The sequence below is a fragment of the Psychroserpens luteolus genome, from assembly GCF_021032705.1.
GTDB classification, from domain to species: domain Bacteria; phylum Bacteroidota; class Bacteroidia; order Flavobacteriales; family Flavobacteriaceae; genus Psychroserpens; species Psychroserpens luteolus.
This window is the reverse complement of record NZ_JAHVXI010000002.1, coordinates 213,916-233,972: the sequence shown is the minus strand read 5'-3', so window position 1 is coordinate 233,972 and position 20,057 is coordinate 213,916. Positions and strand designations below refer to the sequence as shown.

Here is a 20,057-nt window from a genome sequence, read left to right as displayed (position 1 = left end):
TATGCTAACAAAACGAATTATTCCTTGTTTAGATATCAAAAATGGTAGGACAGTTAAAGGGGTCAACTTTGTAGACTTGCGTGATGCTGGTGACCCTGTTGAGTTGGCAAAACAATATGCAAACTTGGGAGCAGATGAATTGGTGTTTTTAGATATTTCGGCCACATTAGAAGGAAGAAAAACTATGTACGATATGGTATTGAAAGTAGCAGAGCAGGTTAATATTCCATTTACAGTAGGAGGCGGAATTTCCTCTATTGAAGATGTTGATGATTTACTGCACTGTGGTGCTGATAAGATCTCTATAAATTCGAGCGCTGTAAAACGCCCGGAATTAATTAACGAGTTATCTCAAAAATTTGGAAGCCAATGTGTGGTGGTAGCAATTGATGCGAAACAAATAGATGGTAAATGGATGGTACATTTGGCTGGAGGTACTATTCCTACCGATCTTAATCTATTTGATTGGGCTAAAGAAGTTGAGCAGCGCGGTGCTGGAGAAATTTTATTCACATCAATGAATAACGATGGTACTAAAGCTGGGTTTGCAAATGATGCTTTAACCAAGCTTTCTGAAATTGTAAATATTCCAATTATTGCTTCTGGTGGCGCTGGGTCAACACAGCATTTTATAGATGCTTTTGAAAGAGGGAATGCAGATGCTGCTTTGGCTGCTAGTGTATTTCACTTTGGTGAAATAGATATTTTAGATTTGAAAAAAGACTTGAGGAATAATAATATTGAAGTACGACTATAAGTCGTTATGCTGAACAATTTCAGCATCCAAAATAAATAACAAATGAATATAGATTATAATAAAAATAACGGACTCGTACCTGCAATAATACAAGATGCTTCGACCCACAATGTATTGATGTTAGGATACATGAATGATGAAGCGTTAAAGAAAACACTAGAGACGAAACAGGCGACTTTTTTTAGTAGAACCAAGCAACGTTTGTGGACTAAGGGAGAAGAGAGTGGAAATGTGCTTAGTCTGGTTGATATCAAATTAGATTGTGATAATGATACGTTATTGATCAAGGTAAAACCTAAAGGACCAACATGCCATAAAGGTTCAGATACGTGCTGGAATGAGGAAAACACTCAAGGTTTTGGATTTCTTTCAGAATTGGAAACGGTTATTGAGAGTAGAAAGCATAATGCTCAAGACGATACGTCTTATGTGGCGTCTCTATTTTCTAAAGGCATTAATAAAATAGCACAGAAAGTGGGAGAGGAGGCCGTAGAAATGGTTATTGAAGCCAAAGACTCTAATGATGAACTGTTTTTAAATGAAAGCGCCGATTTGTTATTTCATTACTTGATTCTTTTGCAAGCTAAAGGCTTTAAATTGAATGATATTGTTAATATCCTTAAAAATAGAAAAAAATAAACTGCCGCTATACTATTAGCGACAGTTACTCTAATGTATAACAGAAAGTTTAATCGCGCATTAGAAACACTTAAATTATGGCTACTGTTAGCTGTTACTTTCTATAATTTCCAATGTTTGTTCTATCCAATCACGATCAAAATCTAATTTGATATCTGGAGTAATTCCATGACCTTCATAGTTAAAGAACCGATGAAAATTCATATCTGTAGGAACAACTCTAAAATGTCCAGATGGCATGTCGTAACTTGTTCCATAATTGATCCCATATGCAAGGGAGCCATAGGTGGTTTGACCCAAATGAATTGCCTCTTTTATCTTTTTAAGCTTTGTTGTAAATTGTTCTGCATTACTCCCTGTATAACAGTTGGTTAACACATATACTTTTGCTTTACTTTTTCTGAATAATTTTATAAAAGGATCTGAGAGTTTTTTATTTCCACCACCATTACTTCTCAGATCAATGATGATATGTTTAGCTGTAAAGGCGTTTTTATGTTTTTCATAGAAATTTTTAAATGCTTTTCTGTTTTCTGTTGTGAAAGAACTAAACTCACCAAAGTACACGTATTGTACATCATCATTAATTTGCTTAAAATCCCAATTCGATTTGTTATTGATGCGCGTTTCAAAATTAAAAGTATTGCCAACCTTTTTATAACTCCATAACCTTCCATTTTCAAAAGTTAAATTTTTAACCAATAATAATTGTCGACTTCTATTATGGTAAGTAAACATGTCATACTTTCCAAATTGATTTTTTTTAGCAATGAATTGTATTTGACCAGGTTCCCATATTTTAATGGCACTAGATAGTATGACTCCAACGATAGTATTCTCATCAGATTTGTAAATTCCAGATGTTATTTGTGTTCCATAGTTATAAATGCCTTCAATACTATGTTTTGGTTTATTCTTAAGTTCATTTTCCAAATTAGTAAGTTCTAATGTGGTTCTTGGGTGTTTAATAAAAGTATCAGAATTTAAAAACGCTTGCTGTTTGTCTTCATCATAGTAATTTTCTTCTGAAAGGTAGGAATCATTAGCTCTTACTTTTGCATGAAAATCGGTAACAACCATAAGTTGTTGGTTTAGCATTCTGAAACATTCTGAAACAGAAACTGGCGACATCATTTTGCTAGACAATTCATTGTAGGTGTTTTGAAATTCTACAAGTTTTTGCCCTTTGATCTGCTTTTTATAGGAGGGCATACTTTTCATTTTTTCAACTAAAAAATCTAAATCTGATTTACAATCACAAGGTTGAGACTGAGCAAAGGTAGATGTGACAGAGAAGATGAGAATAAGACTAAATGTGATTAAATTTTTCATTGTAAACTAATTGTATGTGATTAAACTTTCTGAAACAAATGTATTTTAGAAATCACATATTACTCAATAATAACGTGCATTTGGGGTGAAATGTATCTAGACTGTGGTGAAATTTAATTGGGTTTTGATATTCTCTAAATACGTTTTAGAAATTGGAACTTCAATTTGGTAGGATAATGCTAAAAAATGTTTGCTTTTCTCTGTTTTCCAGCTTTGAAAATGGAAAGGGTTGATTATAAAACTTCGGTGTGTTCTTAGTAATTCAGGAAAGGATTCTTCAATAACTGATAGTTTATTTCTAATGAGTGTTTTTTTGAGTTGGTTACCATTGCTATAAAATATTTCAATGTAATTATCGGATGATTGGATACAGATCAAATCCTTCAGTAATAAACGTAAGCCTTCATAATTACCTTCTCCTTTTATTTCAATTTTCTGTTCCTCAAGTTTTTTGTTTTTATACTTTCCAAAAGCAAAACGTCCTATAATTACTATAGGTAAAATTGTCAATATTGCAGGTAGCATGATGGCTTTTAAATGGTACCAGAACTCATAAGCATTGGGATGCCATTCAACAATAAAATGTAGGTAAAACAAGCGCAGAGCAATAATGGCAATACCAATAAAAATGGTTATTAAGAGTAATTCGTTTGATAATTTCCAAGTCGCTCCGTTCTTTTTGTATAGCCATGTTTGTATTGGTAATATGACAACATACAATAAAGCGCCAATCAATCCGTAGATGGGTAAATAAATAAGTTTTTCTGTGTCTCCAAACTCATTTACGTCTAGTGGTTCTGTGAAGTATAGGAAGACAAAAATCCAAATTGCTAAACCTAAAGCAATAATAAGATGATGTTTAATTGAAGGGTCAAATGGATATCTCGTATTCACTAGCACATTTTATGCTTAAAAATAATGCTTCAATAGATAATTACCAATAACATTAGCTGCAAAAATTTTGTAAAAACTCACAAATTAGCGTTCTTGCCTTTATGTTCAACAAACGCTTTTACTATTTAATAAAGATCCAATACTTAGGCTATCGTTTTCATGGTTGGCAAAAGCAACCTAAACTCAAAACGATTCATTTAATGATCGATAGAACACTTAATTTTATTCTCGACGGAAAGCAATTTAAAACGTTGGGCTCAGGACGTACAGATGCTATGGTATCTGCCAATGAAACAGCATTTGAACTTTTTATCTATGAGAAAATTGAAGATGAAGAGGCTTTTTTAGCATTGTTCAACCATAATTTGCCTCAGGATTTAAGAGCACTAGCAATTGAGGAAGTAGATGCCGACTTTAATATTATTCAGCATTCGAAAATAAAAGAATATGTATACTTGTTTACTTATGGTCAAAAATGTCATCCGTTTTGTGCGCCAATCATGACTACCATTCTTGATGATTTGGATATTGAACTCATGAAAAAAGGTGCACAATTGTTTCAAGGCACGCATAATTTTAAGCCGTATTGTTTTAGAGCGACAGACAATGGTTTGTATGAAAGAACAATAGATAGTTGTAGTCTCGTTGAAAATGATTTGTTTACAGCTAATTTCTTTCCGAAGAACACCTATACACTTATTGTCAAAGGAAAAGGCTTTGGTCGAAACCAAATCCGTTTAATGATGGGAATACTTATTAAACTTGGTAGAGGTGAAGTGGATCTGTCTTACATTGAAAATTCATTAAAGCCAGAAAGCACATCTGTTATGGATTTTATTGCACCAGCTTCTGGATTGATACTGAATTCAGTAGAGTTTGAATAAATTACTCCAATTTAGATTTGCGTTTAATGACGAAACTTATAAAAACTAGAGCACAAAATAATATACAAGCTTCTATAATATGTGATGCCACAATTAATAGCATCTCCGATTCAAATTGAGAACTTTCAGTGAAAACACTTCGATGATAGGATGCATTTATAATCACCAGTTTTTCAAACATAGCGCCCGAAAACAATGTTGCTATTGAAATTGGTATCATCAATAAACCAACGTAACGCATCTTTGAGCGTACAGTTTTTAACCAGAATAATTGTATTAATCCACAAAATATAAATGGTCGTAGTAACATCAGCCAATAAGCCCAAGCATACGGACCTGTAGTTCTTTTTTTAAAAAACTCAAAATCACTAGAATGATAATAGGATATCGTCGAGGCCAGATACAAAATTAAATAGATAATGGCCAAAATTCTAGCTACTCTGATTGAGTGCTGTATAAAATTATAAATCAGCTTAGTTTTAAAGAACAAATACGTAATTAATGCAAATATGGTTATTAATGCAAAACCAAAAAATAAATTGTCTAAAAATTGGTTGAATAGCCTTGAGATGACATGAAAATCGCTCATCTATAATTTACTTTTTGCATGTTCTAATCCTAATTCGATATAATGTAATAATTCAGTTTCTGTTTTAACCCCTTCGTTAGACACATAGACGAACTCTTTCATTGGTCTTTTTGTAAAATCCATTGGTCTTACTGTAGGTTTGGCTAATTCAACTTCCATTTTATCTGCAATAATTCTTACTGCTAAATCTTCTTTAATGATGCCTACGGTCATTTTACCTTCGTATAGAAATGAGAGACCTCCAAACATTCTTTTTTCAGTAAACGTTTCGGGAAAGAACTTGAGTTGTTCTCTAATGCGGTTGGCGAGTTGCTCGTTGAATGCCATATTTTATTTGCTTTTCGTTTTTAGATGTCTGAATATAGAAATTATAATATTAACTATAAAAAGCAGTTGTACTATTAATAACGAAAAATACATAGTAAGATTGAAGATGTTCTCATTATTGCTGAGTAGTGAAGTAAAAGGGTCTGGGTCGCTAAAGTAAGTGAAGTATAGTAATCCTGCGTGATAAAAATAAATGCCACCAAGAGTAATAATAGTATGAGTTGCAGTTAGTGTTGAGTATAATTTAATGGACAATTTCTGAAATATCCAATACATAAAACCTGCTAATAGGTACAGAACACATAATACAATTGCCATTTCTCGTTGAGCAATAACAAAATAGGTGTCATGAACATTAATATCTAATGCACTATTACCAAGGTGGAATATCGACGCTTCTCCAATTAAAATAATCACAAACGCTGTGATAAAGAAATAGATATGTGGATAATACTGTTTCAATTAGATTTTTAATCTTGCCGAAGCCATCACACTTTGATCTGCATAATTACCTTCAAGGTATTTTAAATGGCCAACAATAGCAATCATAGCCGCATTGTCTGTTGTATATTCAAACTTTGGCACATAGGTGGTCCAGCCAAACTTATGTTCACCATCTTTTAAGGCCTGACGTATTCCAGAGTTTGCTGAAACACCACCACCAATGGCAATATGTTTAATTCCAGTTTGTTTGGTCGCAAGCTTAAGTTTGTCAATTAATATCCCAATTATTGTATACTGAATAGAAGCACAGACATCATCTAAATGTGCTTCGATAAAGTTGGGATTGGCTTTTACTTGCTTTTGAATAAAATAAAGAATAGCCGTTTTTAATCCAGAGAAACTAAAATTAAGTCCGTCAACTTTTGGCTTAGTGAAGGCATAGGCTTTTGGATTACCCAATTTAGCACGACGGTCTATTTCGGGTCCTGCAGGATATCCTAATCCTAGTATTTTTCCACTTTTATCAAAGGCCTCTCCAACAGCATCGTCAATAGTTTCACCAATAACTTCCATGTCAAAATACGAATTCACTTTCACGATTTGGGTATGACCTCCAGATATGGTCATTGCTAAAAACGGAAAAGGAGGTTTTTTAAAATCGGCCTCATCAATAAAATGAGCTAAAATGTGTGCCTGCATATGATTGACATCAATAAGAGGAATATTCAAACCATAAGCCAACGATTTTGCAAATGAAGTTCCAACCAATAAAGAGCCCATTAACCCAGGACCTCTTGTAAAAGCAATAGCGCTGAGCTGTTCTTTATTTACACCTGCTTTTTTTAATGCTTGATCAACTACAGGAACGATATTTTGTTGGTGTGCTCTTGAGGCTAATTCTGGAACCACGCCACCATAGGCTTCATGTATTTTTTGATTAGCAACAATGTTACTTAAAATCTTTCCGTTATGCATTACAGAAGCTGCAGTATCATCGCATGATGACTCTATAGCAAGAATATATATATTTTGTGATGTCATTAATATAAATTAGGCACAATAATTGTTAATTTTGAGGTCAAAGTTATAACTTTCATAGCGTATCAAGAAATTCCTAAAAATAGTATCAAAAATATTAGCAATTATTTTGCTATTATTCATCATTTTGGTGTTGGTATTTTCTATACCTGCAGTTCAAACAAGCGTTGGGAAATATGTGACAAAACGAGTTAATGATGATTTTGGTACGAATATCAATATTGGTAAGGTCGGACTTCAATTTAATGGTGATGTAGAACTCAAGGAGATTTACATTGAAGATTACAAAAAAGATACACTTATTGCCATTGACGAGCTAAACACATCCATCTTAAATTATCGTAATATTTCTAACGGTAAATTAAATTTTGGCGATATAGATATCATGAACCTCACCTTTAATGTTAAAACCTACGAAGGTGCCAATGATACTAATCTAGATGTTTTTGTTGCAAAGTTTGATGAAGATAACCCAAGAAAAGAGAAAAGTGAATTTTTGTTATCCTCTAGTGATGTGTCTATATATGATGGTACATTTAGACTCATTGATGAAAACCGAGACACACATAAAGTTTTGGAGTTTAACGACCTCAATATTAACGCTACCAATTTTGTTATCGCAGGTAGTGATGTCAATGCTCGTATAAACACATTAAACTTTAAAGATAGTCGTGGTGCTTATGTCAAGAATATGTCTACCGATTTCGAGTACACACTAACACATATGACTTTTGATAATCTTAGTATCAAAACCGACAACTCTAGTCTTATTGGAAATGTGCGGTTCGATTACAATCGAGAAGATTTCAAAGAATTTGAAGACAAGGTTAAGGTAACGGCAAATTTTAGAAACTCAGAAGTGTTCTTAAATGATCTTAATACATTCTATGACGAATTTGGTAAGAACCAAAAAGCAAAATTGAGTGTTAGCCTTACAGGAACTCTTAATGATTTAAATGCTGAAGACCTTCAGCTTAATACTAATGGAAGAAGTAAAATCTATGGTGACATAAACTTTAAAAACCTCTTTAGTAAAACTGAAGGCGATTTTTCTATGAATGGTCGTTTTGATAATTTGTCATCAAACTACTACGATTTAAGAGCGTTGCTTCCCAACATATTGGGAGAATCTATCCCTAGCGTATTTTCAAAACTTGGTAACTTTACCATTACCGGAACATCGTTCATTACAGATACTAGAATCGATGCAGATTTAAATATCAACACGCAACTTGGTTTGATCGTATCTGATATGGAGATGAATCATGTAGATGATATTGATAATGCGAGTTATAAAGGAAATGTGGTTTTTGATGAATTTAATATTGGAGCTTTATTAAATGATCCAAAAGTAAAGGCCACCTCATTTAATTTGGATGTTGATGGTCAAGGATTTACTCTTGATAATTTAAGCACCCAAATTACTGGTAAAGTATTTCATATTGAATACAATGATTATGATTACAAAGATGTTGATGTTTCGGGTAAATTAGGAAATCAAATTTTTAATGGATTATTACAATCTAATGATCAAAATTTCAAATTTAAATTTAACGGATTAGCAGATCTTTCAAAAGAAGTAAAGACATTCGACTTTAACGCCAACGTTGAATATGCCAACTTAAAAGCACTTAACTTTATTACCAAGGACAGCACCTCTGTATTTCGTGGAAATGTGACCACTTCGATGAAAGGTTCTACAATTGATGACGCCTACGGAACTCTAAATTTCAAGAATACAACCTATGTTAATCAAAATGATGAATACTATTTTAAAGATTTTAAAATTGAATCTAGATTTGATAATCAAAAACGAATCTTAACTATAAATTCGCCAGACATTATTCAAGGAACGATGAGTGGTGATTTTAAATTTAAAGACATTGGTAAACTGGTAGAAAATTCGGTAGGCAGTATTTACACCAATTATATTCCAAATGAAATTGAAACAGATCAATACCTTGAGTTTGATTTCAAAGTTTATAATAAAATTGTTGAAGTGTTCTATAACGATGTGCAACTCGGACCAAATACTACGATAAAAGGACGAATAGAAACCGATGAGAAACAGTTTAATTTAACATTTAAATCACCGCAAATAAAATTATTCGATTATTTCGCTAATGATATTTCATTGCTCATAGATAATAGTAATCCGCTATTCAATACCTATGTTGAAATTGACACTTTAAGCACCAAGTACTACGATGTATCGAAGTTCAATTTGATTAACGTTACCCAGCGTGATACGCTATTTATTAAATCAGAATTTAAAGGCGGAAAACGAAATGCTGATGATTTTAACCTCAGTATGTTTTATACCATTGATGAGAATAATAAATCGGTTGTAGGGTTTAGAAAATCTGACGTTACCTTTAAAGGAAATACCTGGACCATAAACGAAGAAAAGAATAACCTTCATAAAATAGCGTTTACAAGAGATTTCAAAAATTTTGATATTGGCCAAATGGTAATGAATCATTTTGATGAGCGAATTGAATTGTCTGGTGTTCTCCAAGGTGGTAATTACAAAGATTTAAAATTAGACTTTACAGATGTAGATCTTACCAAAATCACACCTAGAGTGGATAGTTTAGAACTAGAAGGACGGGTTAATGGAAAGTTAGAGGTTCTCCAAAATGAGGGTGTCTATTTGCCTAATTCTACTGTTGTGATTAGTGATTTAAAAGCCAATGATTATGAGCTGGGTGAGTTAAATGCATTGATAAAAGGAAATCAATCCTTAACCAATTATGATGTTGATGTAACGCTTACAAATGACAATTTAAAATCGCTTGATGCCAAAGGAACCATTGATGTAGATTCTAACGATATTGATCTCGATGTTGTTTTTGAAGAATTTCTTTTAGACCCTTTAGATCCTTTTGGTGAAGGCGTAATTACCAACATAAGAGGTTTAGTTTCAGGAAACGCAAAAGTGTCTGGTAGTTTAAAAAAGCCACAATTTGATGGCGATTTATTGCTGGATAATGCTGGATTGACTATTCCATATCTTAATGTGGATTATAGTTTCGATTTTGATTCTCAAGTCAAATTAGAATCCCAAAAGTTTATATTTCAAGATGTAGAGATTACCGATTCTGAGTTTTTCTCTAAGGCGACTTTAAATGGATTTATTGGTCACCAGAATTTTTCAGATTGGCGATTAGGCTTAAAGATTGAAACCGATCGCTTATTGGTTCTTGATACCGAATATGATGAAGAAGAGTTGTATTATGGAACTGCATTTGTTAATGGTACTGCTGATATTGTTGGTCCAACAAATGAATTGAAAATTGAATTTAATGGTAGTACTGCTGAAGGAACAATCTTTAAAATCCCTTTAAATGACTATGAAACCTACGGAGAAAACTCTTATATACGCTTTATTAGTCCAGAAGAAAAAGAAGCTCGTGAAAAAGGCAAAGTAGCTACAGCAAAAGAAGTAAAAGGTTTAGAGTTAGAGTTTAACTTATTTGTTAATCCGTATGCTGATATTGAAATTGTAATTGATAGAAACCAAGGAAGTACCATTCAAGGAAAAGGAAATGGAAATTTACTATTTGATATCAATACCAACGGAAAGTTTCAGATGTTTGGAGACTTCCAAGTCGTAGAAGGGAATTATAATTTTGCTTATGGAGGATTGGTACAAAAGAAATTACAGGTGGTCCCAGGTGGAAGTATACGTTGGGAAGGTGACCCTCTAAAAGCGAATATAGACTTAACAGCTGTTTACCAAACCGAAGCGAATCCATCTGTACTACTTGATAATCCAATTAATCGAAGTATTGATGTTGAAGTAGAGATAAATCTTATCGGACAATTAGAACAGCCAGAATCTGATTTTACATTTAATTTCCCAACAGTGAATTCTACAATTAAATCTGAGCTTGATTATCGTTTAGAAACTAAAGAAAGTCGTTTCACACAAGGAACATTCTTACTTGTTACAGGTTCGTTTCAAAGTGACATTGGTCTAGGGCAGCAAGCTTATGGAACGGTTGCCGACAGAGTTAATGGGTTGATAAATAGTATATTGTCAACAGGAAATGATAAAGTGCAAGCATCTTTTGGGTATAAGCCAGGTGAACAAACGGCCGATTATCAAACTGGTGATCGATTAGATCTTACCTTAAGTACTAAAATAAGTGATCGCGTTCTTATTAATGGTAAAGTTGGTGTGCCTATTGGAGGCGTTGAGGAAACCGTAATTGCAGGAGATGTTAGAATTGATGTGTTACTTAATGAAGATGGGACACTAAAGGCTTCATTTTTTAACAGAGAAAATAGCATTAGAAATTTTGGAGAAGAAATAGGCTATACGCAAGGAGCTGGTATTACTTATAATGTCGAATTTGATACGTTCAAAGAATTACTACAGATTATATTTTCTGGTAAGAATAAAAAGGATAAAGAAAAACCTGTAAAGAAAAAGGAACAAGACCTTGAAAAATTAACTCCAGACTTTATCAATATCAAATCAAAAAATGACTCAAAAAACAATTAATCTCTCTCATTTTTAACATTTTTTCTTTTTTTTATTAACGAAAACGTTTGAGTTTTTGTCACCTTGTTAAATAAACTCCAATTCCATTTTTATTGTAGTTTTTGTTTACTAGCTTTACTTTTTGAAATAGAAATTATATGTCAAAAAAGATAAAAAAAGTTGGTGTAATGACCTCTGGAGGAGACTCTCCAGGAATGAATGCTGCCATAAGATCTGTGGTGAGAACCTGTGCATTTCATAATATTGAATGTGTTGGTATTTACAGAGGCTATGAAGGTATGATCGAAGGTGACTTCAAATCTATGGATGCCCGAAGTGTAAAAGGGATCATAAATAAAGGTGGTACTGTTTTAAAATCGGCACGCTCTCATGAGTTTAGAACTACTGAAGGTAGAAAACAAGCCTATGAAAAATTGACTGAAGCAAATATTGATGCGTTAGTCACAATTGGAGGTGATGGAACATTCACAGGTGCCATGATCTTTAACAAGGAGTTTAATTTTCCTGTTATAGGAATTCCTGGAACCATTGATAATGATATCTATGGGACATCACATACGTTGGGATACGATACAGCACTAAATACTGTAGTAGATGCTATAGATAAAATTAGAGATACGGCAAGTTCTCATAATCGATTATTCTTTATAGAAGTCATGGGACGAGATGCTGGTCACATTGCACTAAACGTTGGTATAGGAGCAGGAGCGGAAGAAATTTTAATTCCTGAAGAAGATCTAGGCTTAGATCGATTACTAGAATCCTTAAGACGTAGTAAGCAATCTGGAAAATCATCAAGCATCGTTGTCGTAGCCGAAGGTGATAAAATTGGTAAAAACGTGTTTGAACTTAAAGATTATGTCGAAGAACATATGATCGAGTATGATGTTCGTGTATCAGTATTAGGACACATGCAACGCGGTGGATCGCCATCTTGTTTTGACCGTGTTTTGGCAAGTAGAATGGGAGTTAAAGCTGTGGAAGCTTTGTTAGAAGAAAAAACCAATTTAATGGTTGGTCTTTTAAATGATAAAATAGCATTAACACCTCTAGATAAAGCTGTAAAAGGTAAATCTGAAATCAATATGGAATTGTTACGCGTCTCTGATATTATGACTGTATAATTCCGACTAAAAAATCAAATAATAACATAATAAAAATAAATAAAGAAGAAAATGTCAAATTTAAAATTAGGAATAAACGGTTTTGGTAGAATTGGAAGAATCGTGTTTAGAGCAACTGTAAAACGTGACGATGTAGATGTTGTTGCAATTAATGATTTGCTAGATGTAGAGCATTTAGCATATTTATTAAAGTATGATTCTGTACATGGAAATTTTGACGGAACTGTAGAAGTGAAAGATGGACATTTAGTTGTAGATGGAAAAACAGTAAGAGTAACTGCTGAAAGAGATCCTAAAAATTTAAAATGGGATGAAGTAGGAGCAGAAGTAATAGCAGAATGTACAGGTATTTTTACAACATTAGAAACTGCAGATTATCATATCCAAGCAGGTGCTAAGAAAGTTGTGATTTCTGCACCAAGTAAAGATGCACCAATGTTTGTTATGGGTGTTAATGACGATGAGCTTACTAGAGATCATAATATTGTTTCAAATGCGTCTTGTACAACAAATTGTTTGGCTCCAATGGCAAAAATAGTTGATGATAACTTCGGATTGGAAGAAGCGCTAATGACAACTATTCATGCTAGTACAGCTACACAATTAACTGTTGATGGCCCTTCTCGTAAGAATTACCGTTTGGGACGTTCAGCAATCGTTAATATTATCCCATCAACTACTGGAGCAGCAAAAGCTGTTGGTAAAGTTATTCCAAAACTAAATGGTAAGTTAACTGGTATGGCGTTTAGAGTGCCAACTGCCGACGTATCTGTGGTAGATTTAACTGTTAGAACAAAAGAAGAAACATCATTAGAAGCTATTAAAGAAGCATTCAAAAAAGCATCTGAAGGTTCTATGAAAGGTATCTTAGGTTATACCGAAGATGCTGTAGTTTCTCAAGATTTTGTGAGCGATACACGTACAAGCATTTTTGATGCTGACGCTTGTATCGAACTCAACTCAAGGTTTTTTAAACTTGTATCATGGTATGATAATGAGTTTGCTTATTCTAATAAGTTAGTTGACCTTGCTCAAAAAGTAAATACATTATAATATTCATTTAAATCCGTAGCTATTCATAAACTACGGATTTATTTTTTATACCTAGCACATGATTTTAATTACTGATAGTGGCTCTACAAAATGCGATTGGATTGCTGTTGATAAAAATGGCGAACAACTTCATGAAAAAATCCGTACCAAAGGACTTAATCCAGCAATTTTAAAAGAGAAAAAACTTAATAAGATTATAAAGAAGAGTGACGAACTCATGCAATTTAAAGATCAGGTCACTCACATCTTTTTTTATGGCGCAGGTTGTGGAACAACGAATCCAAAATTAATTCTTACAGGTGTATTAGAATCTATTTTCACTAATGCAGTAGTAGATGTGCAAGAAGACACTATGGCTGCTGTAAGAGCAACGCTTAATCATAACGATGAGGCTGCAGTAGTTTGTATTTTGGGAACTGGTTCTAATTGTAGTTATTTTGATGGTCATAAGTTGCATCAACGCGTTGTATCATTGGGCTACACAATTATGGATGATGCTTCTGGTAATTACTTCGGAAAAGAGCTCATCAAAGATTATTACTATAATAATATGCCAGAAGATATTAAAGTTGCGTTTGAGCATAAATATAATTTGGATGCAGATTACATAAAATACAATTTATACAAGCAGCCAAATCCGAATGCATATCTAGCTAGTTTTGCAGAGTTTATGTTTTTGAATAAAGATTCAGAATATATAAAAACACTTATCAAAAGTGGAATTCGAGTATTTACTAATAATATGATCTTTCAATATAAGGAAGAGCTCAAGACGGTGCCTGTACATTTTGCAGGCTCTATAGCGTTCTTTTCTGAAACGGAAATACGCGAAGTTGCTGATGAATTAGGATTTACAGTAGGAAATTTTGAAAGACGTCCTATTGAAGGTCTAGTCGCTTATCATATTAAAAATATGTGATGTATGAGTTAAATCATATGAAAATAAAAAAAGGCATTAGAATTTTCTAATGCCTTTTTAGGATAAAATAGGTTGGTTAGATTGTTATTTTATCCAAGTTTTTGACTTTGCCATTTTTGAGAACCATATCAAAAATAGGCAAACAATGACAATCATTATTGGCATTACTTTATCTGTACCTTCTACTTCCATTACATAATAGATTTGTTGTGCTGTAGCACATAAAAATGATATTATAAAAAGTAAATAGGCCCATTTTTTTCTTAGTAATAAACCTAAACATCCTAACACTCCTCCAAATACGGCAATAGCAAATATAGCTGTATACCAAGCTGGATGCTCATAAGCCATTTCAAATTGTAGTTGTGGCTCTAACTCGGCTATCATTTCATCTGTCATAAAATGTCGCGATAAATAAGCTCCAACACCAAGAAGGTTCCAAATTAGTGCTAACACGCTTACGATCCAAAACCAAACAGGTGGTTTATTGGTTGAATAATCTGTCATAATTAAGTAATTTTAGTTAGTAAAACATAACAATTTATAAAAATTAATGCGATAACATAAAAAAACTCAACTCAATTTTATAATAACTATAAAACTAAGTTGAGTTTGTAACACTTAAATTTATGTGTACTTTAATCTTCTACAACATGAAGTACAGGTGTTTTATTAACCCATTTTCCATTTTTAGATTCACCTAAAATAAGAACATCTTTGGAATGCTCATATTCTTTTATAGTTCGCATCATCTGTTCCTTGGTGTCTCTGTGTAATTTAATTCCAGTACTTTTACCTTTATTTCGTATTTCTAAATAGAATCCATCTCTGAATTTTATTGGTCTTGTTGGAGGTCTTCCCATGTATATATATTTGTAGTAATAGTCTCGCATATTAGTAAAAAAAACACCAATATGCAAGCTATTTATTAATAATTCAAAGGTAGCGATTTTAAATCCTGTAAACCAGCTATTTACATAGATATAACTTATTGCCTTATAGATGGTCATTATGCCTAAAAGATACTATGCTTTCAAATTACTGCTTTTTTAATAAATGATATGGAGCAAAATATAAAAGTTTAATACTGAGTGTGTCCTTTATTCGTTTTTATGTTAGCGAACGTATGATCAAAGCGTTAGTTTTAGTATGTATTTAACTGTTTATTACAATCAATACTTTTTCGTATTTTTAAACTGAAAAAACAGATCAAATGGCAACTCCAAAATTCTCAAAAGAAATTCTAGATTTCTTTAAAAAACTAGAAAAAAATAATGATCGTGATTGGTTTAACGAGCATAAAAAAGAATTCAAGACCAATGAAGCAAAAGCAAAAGAGGCATACCAATTTATCTATGACACTTTAAATAAACATGACGTTGTTGATGGATTTAAATTATTCAGAATTTATAGAGATGTACGATTTTCAAAGAATAAGTTGCCATATAAAACGCACTTCGGTGGATCTTTCCACAGAAAAAAGCCAGAGCTAAGAGGTGGGTATTATGTTCATATTCAACCCAATAATGAATCTTTTATCGCGACTGGTTTTTGGGAACCAAATAAAGATGACTTATTAAGAATACGTCGAGAGTTTGAACAGGATGATGATGAGATACGCAAAATTATTGGTCAGAAAAAATTTAAGTCCGTTTGGGGAGATTTTGTTGGAGATGAACTAAAAACTGCGCCAAGAGATTTTGATAAAGATCATCCAGCTATAGATCTTATTAGGAAAAAACAATACATTTTCACTAAAAAATATACAGATAAAGAGGTAACAAGCGACAATTTTATTGACGATGTCAACACCTCGTTTAAAGCTATTAGACCATTTTTTGATTATATGAGCGATGTGTTAACGACCAATTTAAATGGAGAGTCTATTATTTAAATAGCTTTAGCCAATGGTTGTGTAAATAATTGGATATTGCTAACAAGGCGTTCTTTGACAATATTCATCATACGCTTATTTAATGCTGAAGAATTTTGAATATATAGCTCATATTCTTCGACGGTGAATTGTCCGATGATCATTCCCTTTACCGAGTTTCTAAACTTCATATCTTTATGAATGGCATTTTCTATATAAGCTAATTGCTTAGTCAAGGATAGATCATAAAATACATTTTTCCGCTTTTCTATATAGTTTCTAAATACCAGAATCAATAGGTGGTTTTGCATTTTTATAATTGGACGTAAGGTCGCATTTTGAAAGCACTCTTCAGTGGTCATTGAATCATTAACTTGTGCTGAAGCTATTATAGGACGTATAGATTTTAAGTTAGTAGATCGATCATTCATGGCTTTAATTTTTATTAAATATAGACATTAAGCATTCTAAATATTTAGACTGTTTTATATGTTGTCAACGGTGTTATTAACAAAAAGCGTAATGTTTACAATTACATTACGCTTTTTGAAACCAATCTAATCAATCTATCAATTTCATTTATATCTGGCTTAAACCTCCATCAACCTCAAGCTCGATTCCGTTAATATATGATGCAGCATCTGAAGCCAAAAACAATGCAGTTTTAGCAACTTCTTCAGATGTTCCAAAACGACCTAAAGGTACTTGTTGAGCAAACCCTTTACCCATCTCTTCAACAACATCTTCTGGTAATCCCATTTTCCCATAAATTGGAGTGTTAATAGGCCCTGGAGCAATAGAATTTACTCGAATTCCTCTTGATTTAACTTCTGAAGTCAATACTCTGGCAAAAGATCTAAGTGCTCCTTTGCTTGCCGAGTACACTCCTAATCCGTCAAACCCCTTTTGGTTTACTATAGAACTAGTGAACAAAATAGTTCCACCGTCATTTATGTGAGGAAGTGCTTCTTTAGTGGTTAATATTGGACCTTTTACATTGATATTAAATATTTCATCGTAATGCGCTTCAGTAATATCTGTAGTTGGAGTAGGAGGTGCAACTCCAGCATTTAGAAAAAGAATATCAATATTTCCGTATGCATTCTTGGCTTCTTGAATTAAATTTATGTTATCTGATGGTTTAGCAACATCTGCAACCACAGTTATAAATTCACCTTCCAAATTCTTAGCAACCTCTTCGAGTGCTTCTTTTCGTCTTCCGGCTAGAACAACTTTTGCTCCTTCTTTTAAATATAGTTTTGCTGTTGCTAAACCTATTCCGCTATTTGCGCCAGTAATCACGGCGACTTTATTTTGTAATGTATTCATAAAATATAATTATTGTTATTTGAAACAATCGTTTCAAATTGAATTAAAAAAAATTAAATTAATGTTTGAAGTATTGTTTTAATAATACTTTTTAAATGATCTTTATCTTGAACCAAAATGCCGGTCATTCTAAATCCCTGTAGAGAACTAAAAAGATACAAGGCATATTCGCTCGCTATTTTATTAGTATTAATGTCACCTTGATTTTGACCTCTAGAAACCAAATCTTCAAGAAAGTCTAAAGTGTTTTTTTGGTCTCGATTTAAAAACGATGTTATTTTATCATCGTGATTAGCCATTTCAGACTTGCAATTTGCAATAAGACAGCCTCTGTCATTGCTGTGACTGATCATTTCTTCTAAATACATATTAAATAGTAATTCAATGGCTTCAATAGCATTTGTAGCATCCAATAAGACATTGGAGTTTTTCTTTTGATATTTATATTGATAGGCTTTTAAACAATCTAAATATAAATGTAATTTGCATCCAAATGAGTTGTAAATACTTGATCGATTTAAACCAGTTGCATCTACTAAATCTTGCATAGAGGTTGCGTTATAACCTTTGTCATGAAATACTTCTGTGGCTTGTGCTACTACAAAATCTCTATTGAAAGTTTCTACTTTTGGCATATCTATTTGAAATGAGCGTTTCAAAATTAAGCATTATTTTTTTATCAGACTGTTAAGGTTTTGTTATACTGAAATTTCTTAAAAATGGAGAATACATTATCTTTGGTAAAAACAACAATATGAAATTTGGAAGTGTAGAGAATCCTCAGGATTTAGACCTTAGTTTACCTCAAGATCATATAGATACAGCTGGAGTTTTGAGCAAGTTTAAAGATGATAATATTCCAGAGATCTATGTTGGTTGTGCAAAATGGAATAGAGCCGATTTAAAAGGGTTTTATCCTAGAGGGACTAAAGATGAATTGGCTTATTATTCTAACCAGTTTAACTCAATAGAGCTAAATGCCACGTTCTACCGAATTTTTCCACCTGAACAATTTTCAAAATGGTACGATAAAACACCTGAAGGATTTAAGTTCTTTCCTAAATTAAATCAGGAAATTAGTCATTGGAAACGCCTTAATGAAGTGAGTTCAGTCGTTGATAGTTACTTGGATAGTGCCATCAACCTCAAAGAAAAACTCGGAACCATATTTTTACAAATGCATTCAAATTTTGCGCCGAAAGATTTCAATAGAGTAGTGCACTTTATTGAGAGTTGGCCCAAAGAAATAGATTTGGCCGTTGAGTTTCGACATACAAATTGGTATAATGATGAAGCTGTGGCGAATCAGTTATATGATTTATTAGAGCGTAATAATATTTCTAATGTGATTGTAGATACTGCTGGAAGACGAGATTTAATGCATATGAGACTAACAAATGCGACGGCTTTTGTGCGCTATGTTGGTGCAAATCATACAAGTGATTATACACGATTGGATGATTGGGTTATTCGTTTAAAAGAATGGAAGGAGCAAGGCATAAAGGAAATAGACTTTTTTATTCATCAAAACATTGAAAAAGAATCCCCATTATTATCTGCTTATTTTATTAAAAAGCTAAATGCTGAACTAGGTTATGATTTAAAAGTTCCAAATGAAGACAATGGCACCTTATTTTAGGTTCTAGTAGTTTGGAATATTCAATCCTAATATAATATCTCTACTGGCCGATTTAATCAACCCATTACCTTTTAATGTTATAACTCCCGATCCGCCTCTAGGTTTCTTTCGGTTTAAAATATTTGGTGTAATATTTGGATCATCAGAAAAATAAAAATCCTCAACGTAATAGGCATTAATATCTTGTTCTTTAACTGTTATGTGTATATGTTGTGGTACAGTAGAGTTTGGGTATGAAGCTGGACGTGTTGTGTAAAACTCATAGCGACCATTCTTATCTGTCTTTAACCATGTTCTTAAATAACCATGATCTTTTTCCCAACCCTTTGATGATGCATTTGTTGGATAACGACCATTTTGATCGGTATGATACACATATAAAATAACATCCTTAGCAGGTGTTTTTGCATCGTTTTTGTAAACGGTACCACTGACCTTAATTTTATTTGGCATGGTATCAAAACCATAAATTGTATCAACAGATTTTAATATTCTTTGTCCGTATTCATTAACAGCTTCACAGCCTTGACATGGTCCTCCAACTTTGGTATTTTGTGATTGAGCGCAAGCACTTACAAGTAATACTATGCAAACTACTAGTGTAATTAAATGTTTCATTTTGATTGATTTAGCCTTATAAAAATACTATTCCCACAACATTTGAAGGTCTGATTAAGAAAAGTTTAGAAAAAGATTAACAACAGAT

Annotated in this window: 20 protein-coding genes; 9 read left to right on the top strand and 11 right to left on the bottom strand. The window is 32.8% G+C overall.

Translation table 11 applies throughout. The annotated features are described in order from the left end of the window. The first annotated feature begins 1 nt into the window (after position 1). Positions 2 to 757 carry an imidazole glycerol phosphate synthase subunit HisF gene (hisF, locus tag KWG70_RS06695; RefSeq protein ID WP_230935224.1) on the top strand — a complete coding sequence of 252 codons (756 nt, stop codon included), beginning with the start codon at positions 2 to 4 and terminating at the stop codon, positions 755 to 757. Between the two features lie 42 nt (positions 758 to 799). Next, on the top strand, positions 800 to 1,396 hold the full coding sequence (hisIE, locus tag KWG70_RS06690; RefSeq protein WP_230935223.1) for a bifunctional phosphoribosyl-AMP cyclohydrolase/phosphoribosyl-ATP diphosphatase HisIE: 597 nt from the start codon (positions 800 to 802) through the stop codon (positions 1,394 to 1,396). 87 nt (positions 1,397 to 1,483) lie between these two features. Here hisIE and KWG70_RS06685 read toward each other — a convergent pair whose 3' ends face one another. Together KWG70_RS06685 and KWG70_RS17955 are read right to left on the bottom strand one after the other, a co-directional pair. Then, entirely contained in the window at positions 1,484 to 2,728 is a 1,245-nt protein-coding gene (locus KWG70_RS06685; protein WP_230935222.1) for a S41 family peptidase, read from the bottom strand. Positions 2,729 to 2,824: 96 nt separating this feature from the next. Next, a complete protein-coding gene (locus KWG70_RS17955) occupies positions 2,825 to 3,622 on the bottom strand; it encodes a LytTR family transcriptional regulator DNA-binding domain-containing protein (RefSeq protein ID WP_230935221.1) in 798 nt (265 codons plus the stop codon). A 101-nt stretch (positions 3,623 to 3,723) separates the two neighbouring features. Here KWG70_RS17955 and KWG70_RS06675 point away from each other — a divergent pair, with 101 nt between their 5' ends. Continuing rightward, entirely contained in the window at positions 3,724 to 4,506 is a 783-nt protein-coding gene (locus KWG70_RS06675; RefSeq protein ID WP_230935220.1) for a tRNA pseudouridine synthase A, read from the top strand. A 589-nt stretch (positions 4,507 to 5,095) separates the two neighbouring features. Here the strand turns inward: KWG70_RS06675 and KWG70_RS06670 are convergent. Genes KWG70_RS06670 through tsaD form a run of 3 tightly spaced genes read right to left on the bottom strand, consistent with a single transcriptional unit; the run spans position 5,096 to position 6,907 of the window. Continuing rightward, positions 5,096 to 5,422 (bottom strand): TfoX/Sxy family protein, encoded by a 327-nt coding sequence (locus tag KWG70_RS06670; protein ID WP_230935219.1) that lies wholly within the window; start codon positions 5,420 to 5,422, stop codon positions 5,096 to 5,098. A gap of 3 nt (positions 5,423 to 5,425) precedes the next feature. Beyond that, entirely contained in the window at positions 5,426 to 5,884 is a 459-nt protein-coding gene (locus KWG70_RS06665) for a hypothetical protein (protein ID WP_230935218.1), read from the bottom strand. Then, the gene (tsaD, locus tag KWG70_RS06660; protein ID WP_230935217.1) at positions 5,885 to 6,907 is read right to left on the bottom strand and encodes a tRNA (adenosine(37)-N6)-threonylcarbamoyltransferase complex transferase subunit TsaD; all 1,023 of its coding nucleotides are present in this window, start codon (positions 6,905 to 6,907) and stop codon (positions 5,885 to 5,887) included. It lies immediately after the preceding gene. 106 nt (positions 6,908 to 7,013) lie between these two features. Between tsaD and KWG70_RS06655 the strand changes: the two genes are divergently transcribed. The 4 genes from KWG70_RS06655 (at position 7,014) to KWG70_RS06640 (ending at position 14,510) form a co-directional block, all read left to right on the top strand. Continuing rightward, positions 7,014 to 11,414, top strand: a complete 4,401-nt coding sequence (locus tag KWG70_RS06655) for a translocation/assembly module TamB domain-containing protein (protein ID WP_230935216.1) — start codon at positions 7,014 to 7,016, stop codon at positions 11,412 to 11,414. Between the two features lie 137 nt (positions 11,415 to 11,551). Then, positions 11,552 to 12,538 carry a 6-phosphofructokinase gene (pfkA, locus tag KWG70_RS06650; RefSeq protein ID WP_230935215.1) on the top strand — a complete coding sequence of 329 codons (987 nt, stop codon included), beginning with the start codon at positions 11,552 to 11,554 and terminating at the stop codon, positions 12,536 to 12,538. Positions 12,539 to 12,589: 51 nt separating this feature from the next. Continuing rightward, positions 12,590 to 13,591: a type I glyceraldehyde-3-phosphate dehydrogenase gene (gap, locus tag KWG70_RS06645; RefSeq protein ID WP_230935214.1), complete on the top strand. Its 1,002-nt coding sequence runs from the start codon at positions 12,590 to 12,592 to the stop codon at positions 13,589 to 13,591. A 58-nt stretch (positions 13,592 to 13,649) separates the two neighbouring features. Then, positions 13,650 to 14,510, top strand: coding sequence for an N-acetylglucosamine kinase (locus tag KWG70_RS06640; protein WP_230935213.1), 861 nt, complete (start codon positions 13,650 to 13,652; stop codon positions 14,508 to 14,510). 84 nt (positions 14,511 to 14,594) lie between these two features. On the opposite strand, the gene KWG70_RS06635 is transcribed toward KWG70_RS06640, so the two are convergent. Then, complete coding sequence (locus KWG70_RS06635; protein ID WP_230935212.1) at positions 14,595 to 15,017, bottom strand: hypothetical protein; 423 nt, start codon at positions 15,015 to 15,017, stop codon at positions 14,595 to 14,597. A gap of 131 nt (positions 15,018 to 15,148) precedes the next feature. Further along, positions 15,149 to 15,520, bottom strand: a complete 372-nt coding sequence (locus KWG70_RS17950) for a hypothetical protein (protein WP_317206752.1) — start codon at positions 15,518 to 15,520, stop codon at positions 15,149 to 15,151. 203 nt (positions 15,521 to 15,723) lie between these two features. On the opposite strand from KWG70_RS17950, the gene KWG70_RS06625 reads away from it, so the two are divergent. Continuing rightward, on the top strand, positions 15,724 to 16,404 hold the full coding sequence (locus tag KWG70_RS06625) for a DUF2461 domain-containing protein (protein WP_230935211.1): 681 nt from the start codon (positions 15,724 to 15,726) through the stop codon (positions 16,402 to 16,404). Here the strand turns inward: KWG70_RS06625 and KWG70_RS06620 are convergent. The 3 genes from KWG70_RS06620 to KWG70_RS06610 form a co-directional block, all read right to left on the bottom strand. Further along, the gene (locus KWG70_RS06620; RefSeq protein WP_230935210.1) at positions 16,401 to 16,814 is read right to left on the bottom strand and encodes a glyoxalase; all 414 of its coding nucleotides are present in this window, start codon (positions 16,812 to 16,814) and stop codon (positions 16,401 to 16,403) included. The genes KWG70_RS06625 and KWG70_RS06620 overlap by 4 nt on opposite strands. 148 nt (positions 16,815 to 16,962) lie before the next feature. After that, positions 16,963 to 17,712, bottom strand: a complete 750-nt coding sequence (locus KWG70_RS06615; RefSeq protein ID WP_230935209.1) for an SDR family NAD(P)-dependent oxidoreductase — start codon at positions 17,710 to 17,712, stop codon at positions 16,963 to 16,965. A gap of 53 nt (positions 17,713 to 17,765) precedes the next feature. Then, positions 17,766 to 18,371 carry a TetR/AcrR family transcriptional regulator gene (locus tag KWG70_RS06610; RefSeq protein WP_230935208.1) on the bottom strand — a complete coding sequence of 202 codons (606 nt, stop codon included), beginning with the start codon at positions 18,369 to 18,371 and terminating at the stop codon, positions 17,766 to 17,768. Between the two features lie 95 nt (positions 18,372 to 18,466). Between KWG70_RS06610 and KWG70_RS06605 the strand changes: the two genes are divergently transcribed. Then, a complete protein-coding gene (locus KWG70_RS06605) occupies positions 18,467 to 19,351 on the top strand; it encodes a DUF72 domain-containing protein (protein ID WP_230935207.1) in 885 nt (294 codons plus the stop codon). Positions 19,352 to 19,354: 3 nt separating this feature from the next. Here the strand turns inward: KWG70_RS06605 and KWG70_RS06600 are convergent, their stop codons facing one another. Further along, the gene (locus KWG70_RS06600) at positions 19,355 to 19,969 is read right to left on the bottom strand and encodes a dioxygenase family protein (protein ID WP_230935206.1); all 615 of its coding nucleotides are present in this window, start codon (positions 19,967 to 19,969) and stop codon (positions 19,355 to 19,357) included. Between the last annotated feature and the right edge of the window lie 88 nt (positions 19,970 to 20,057).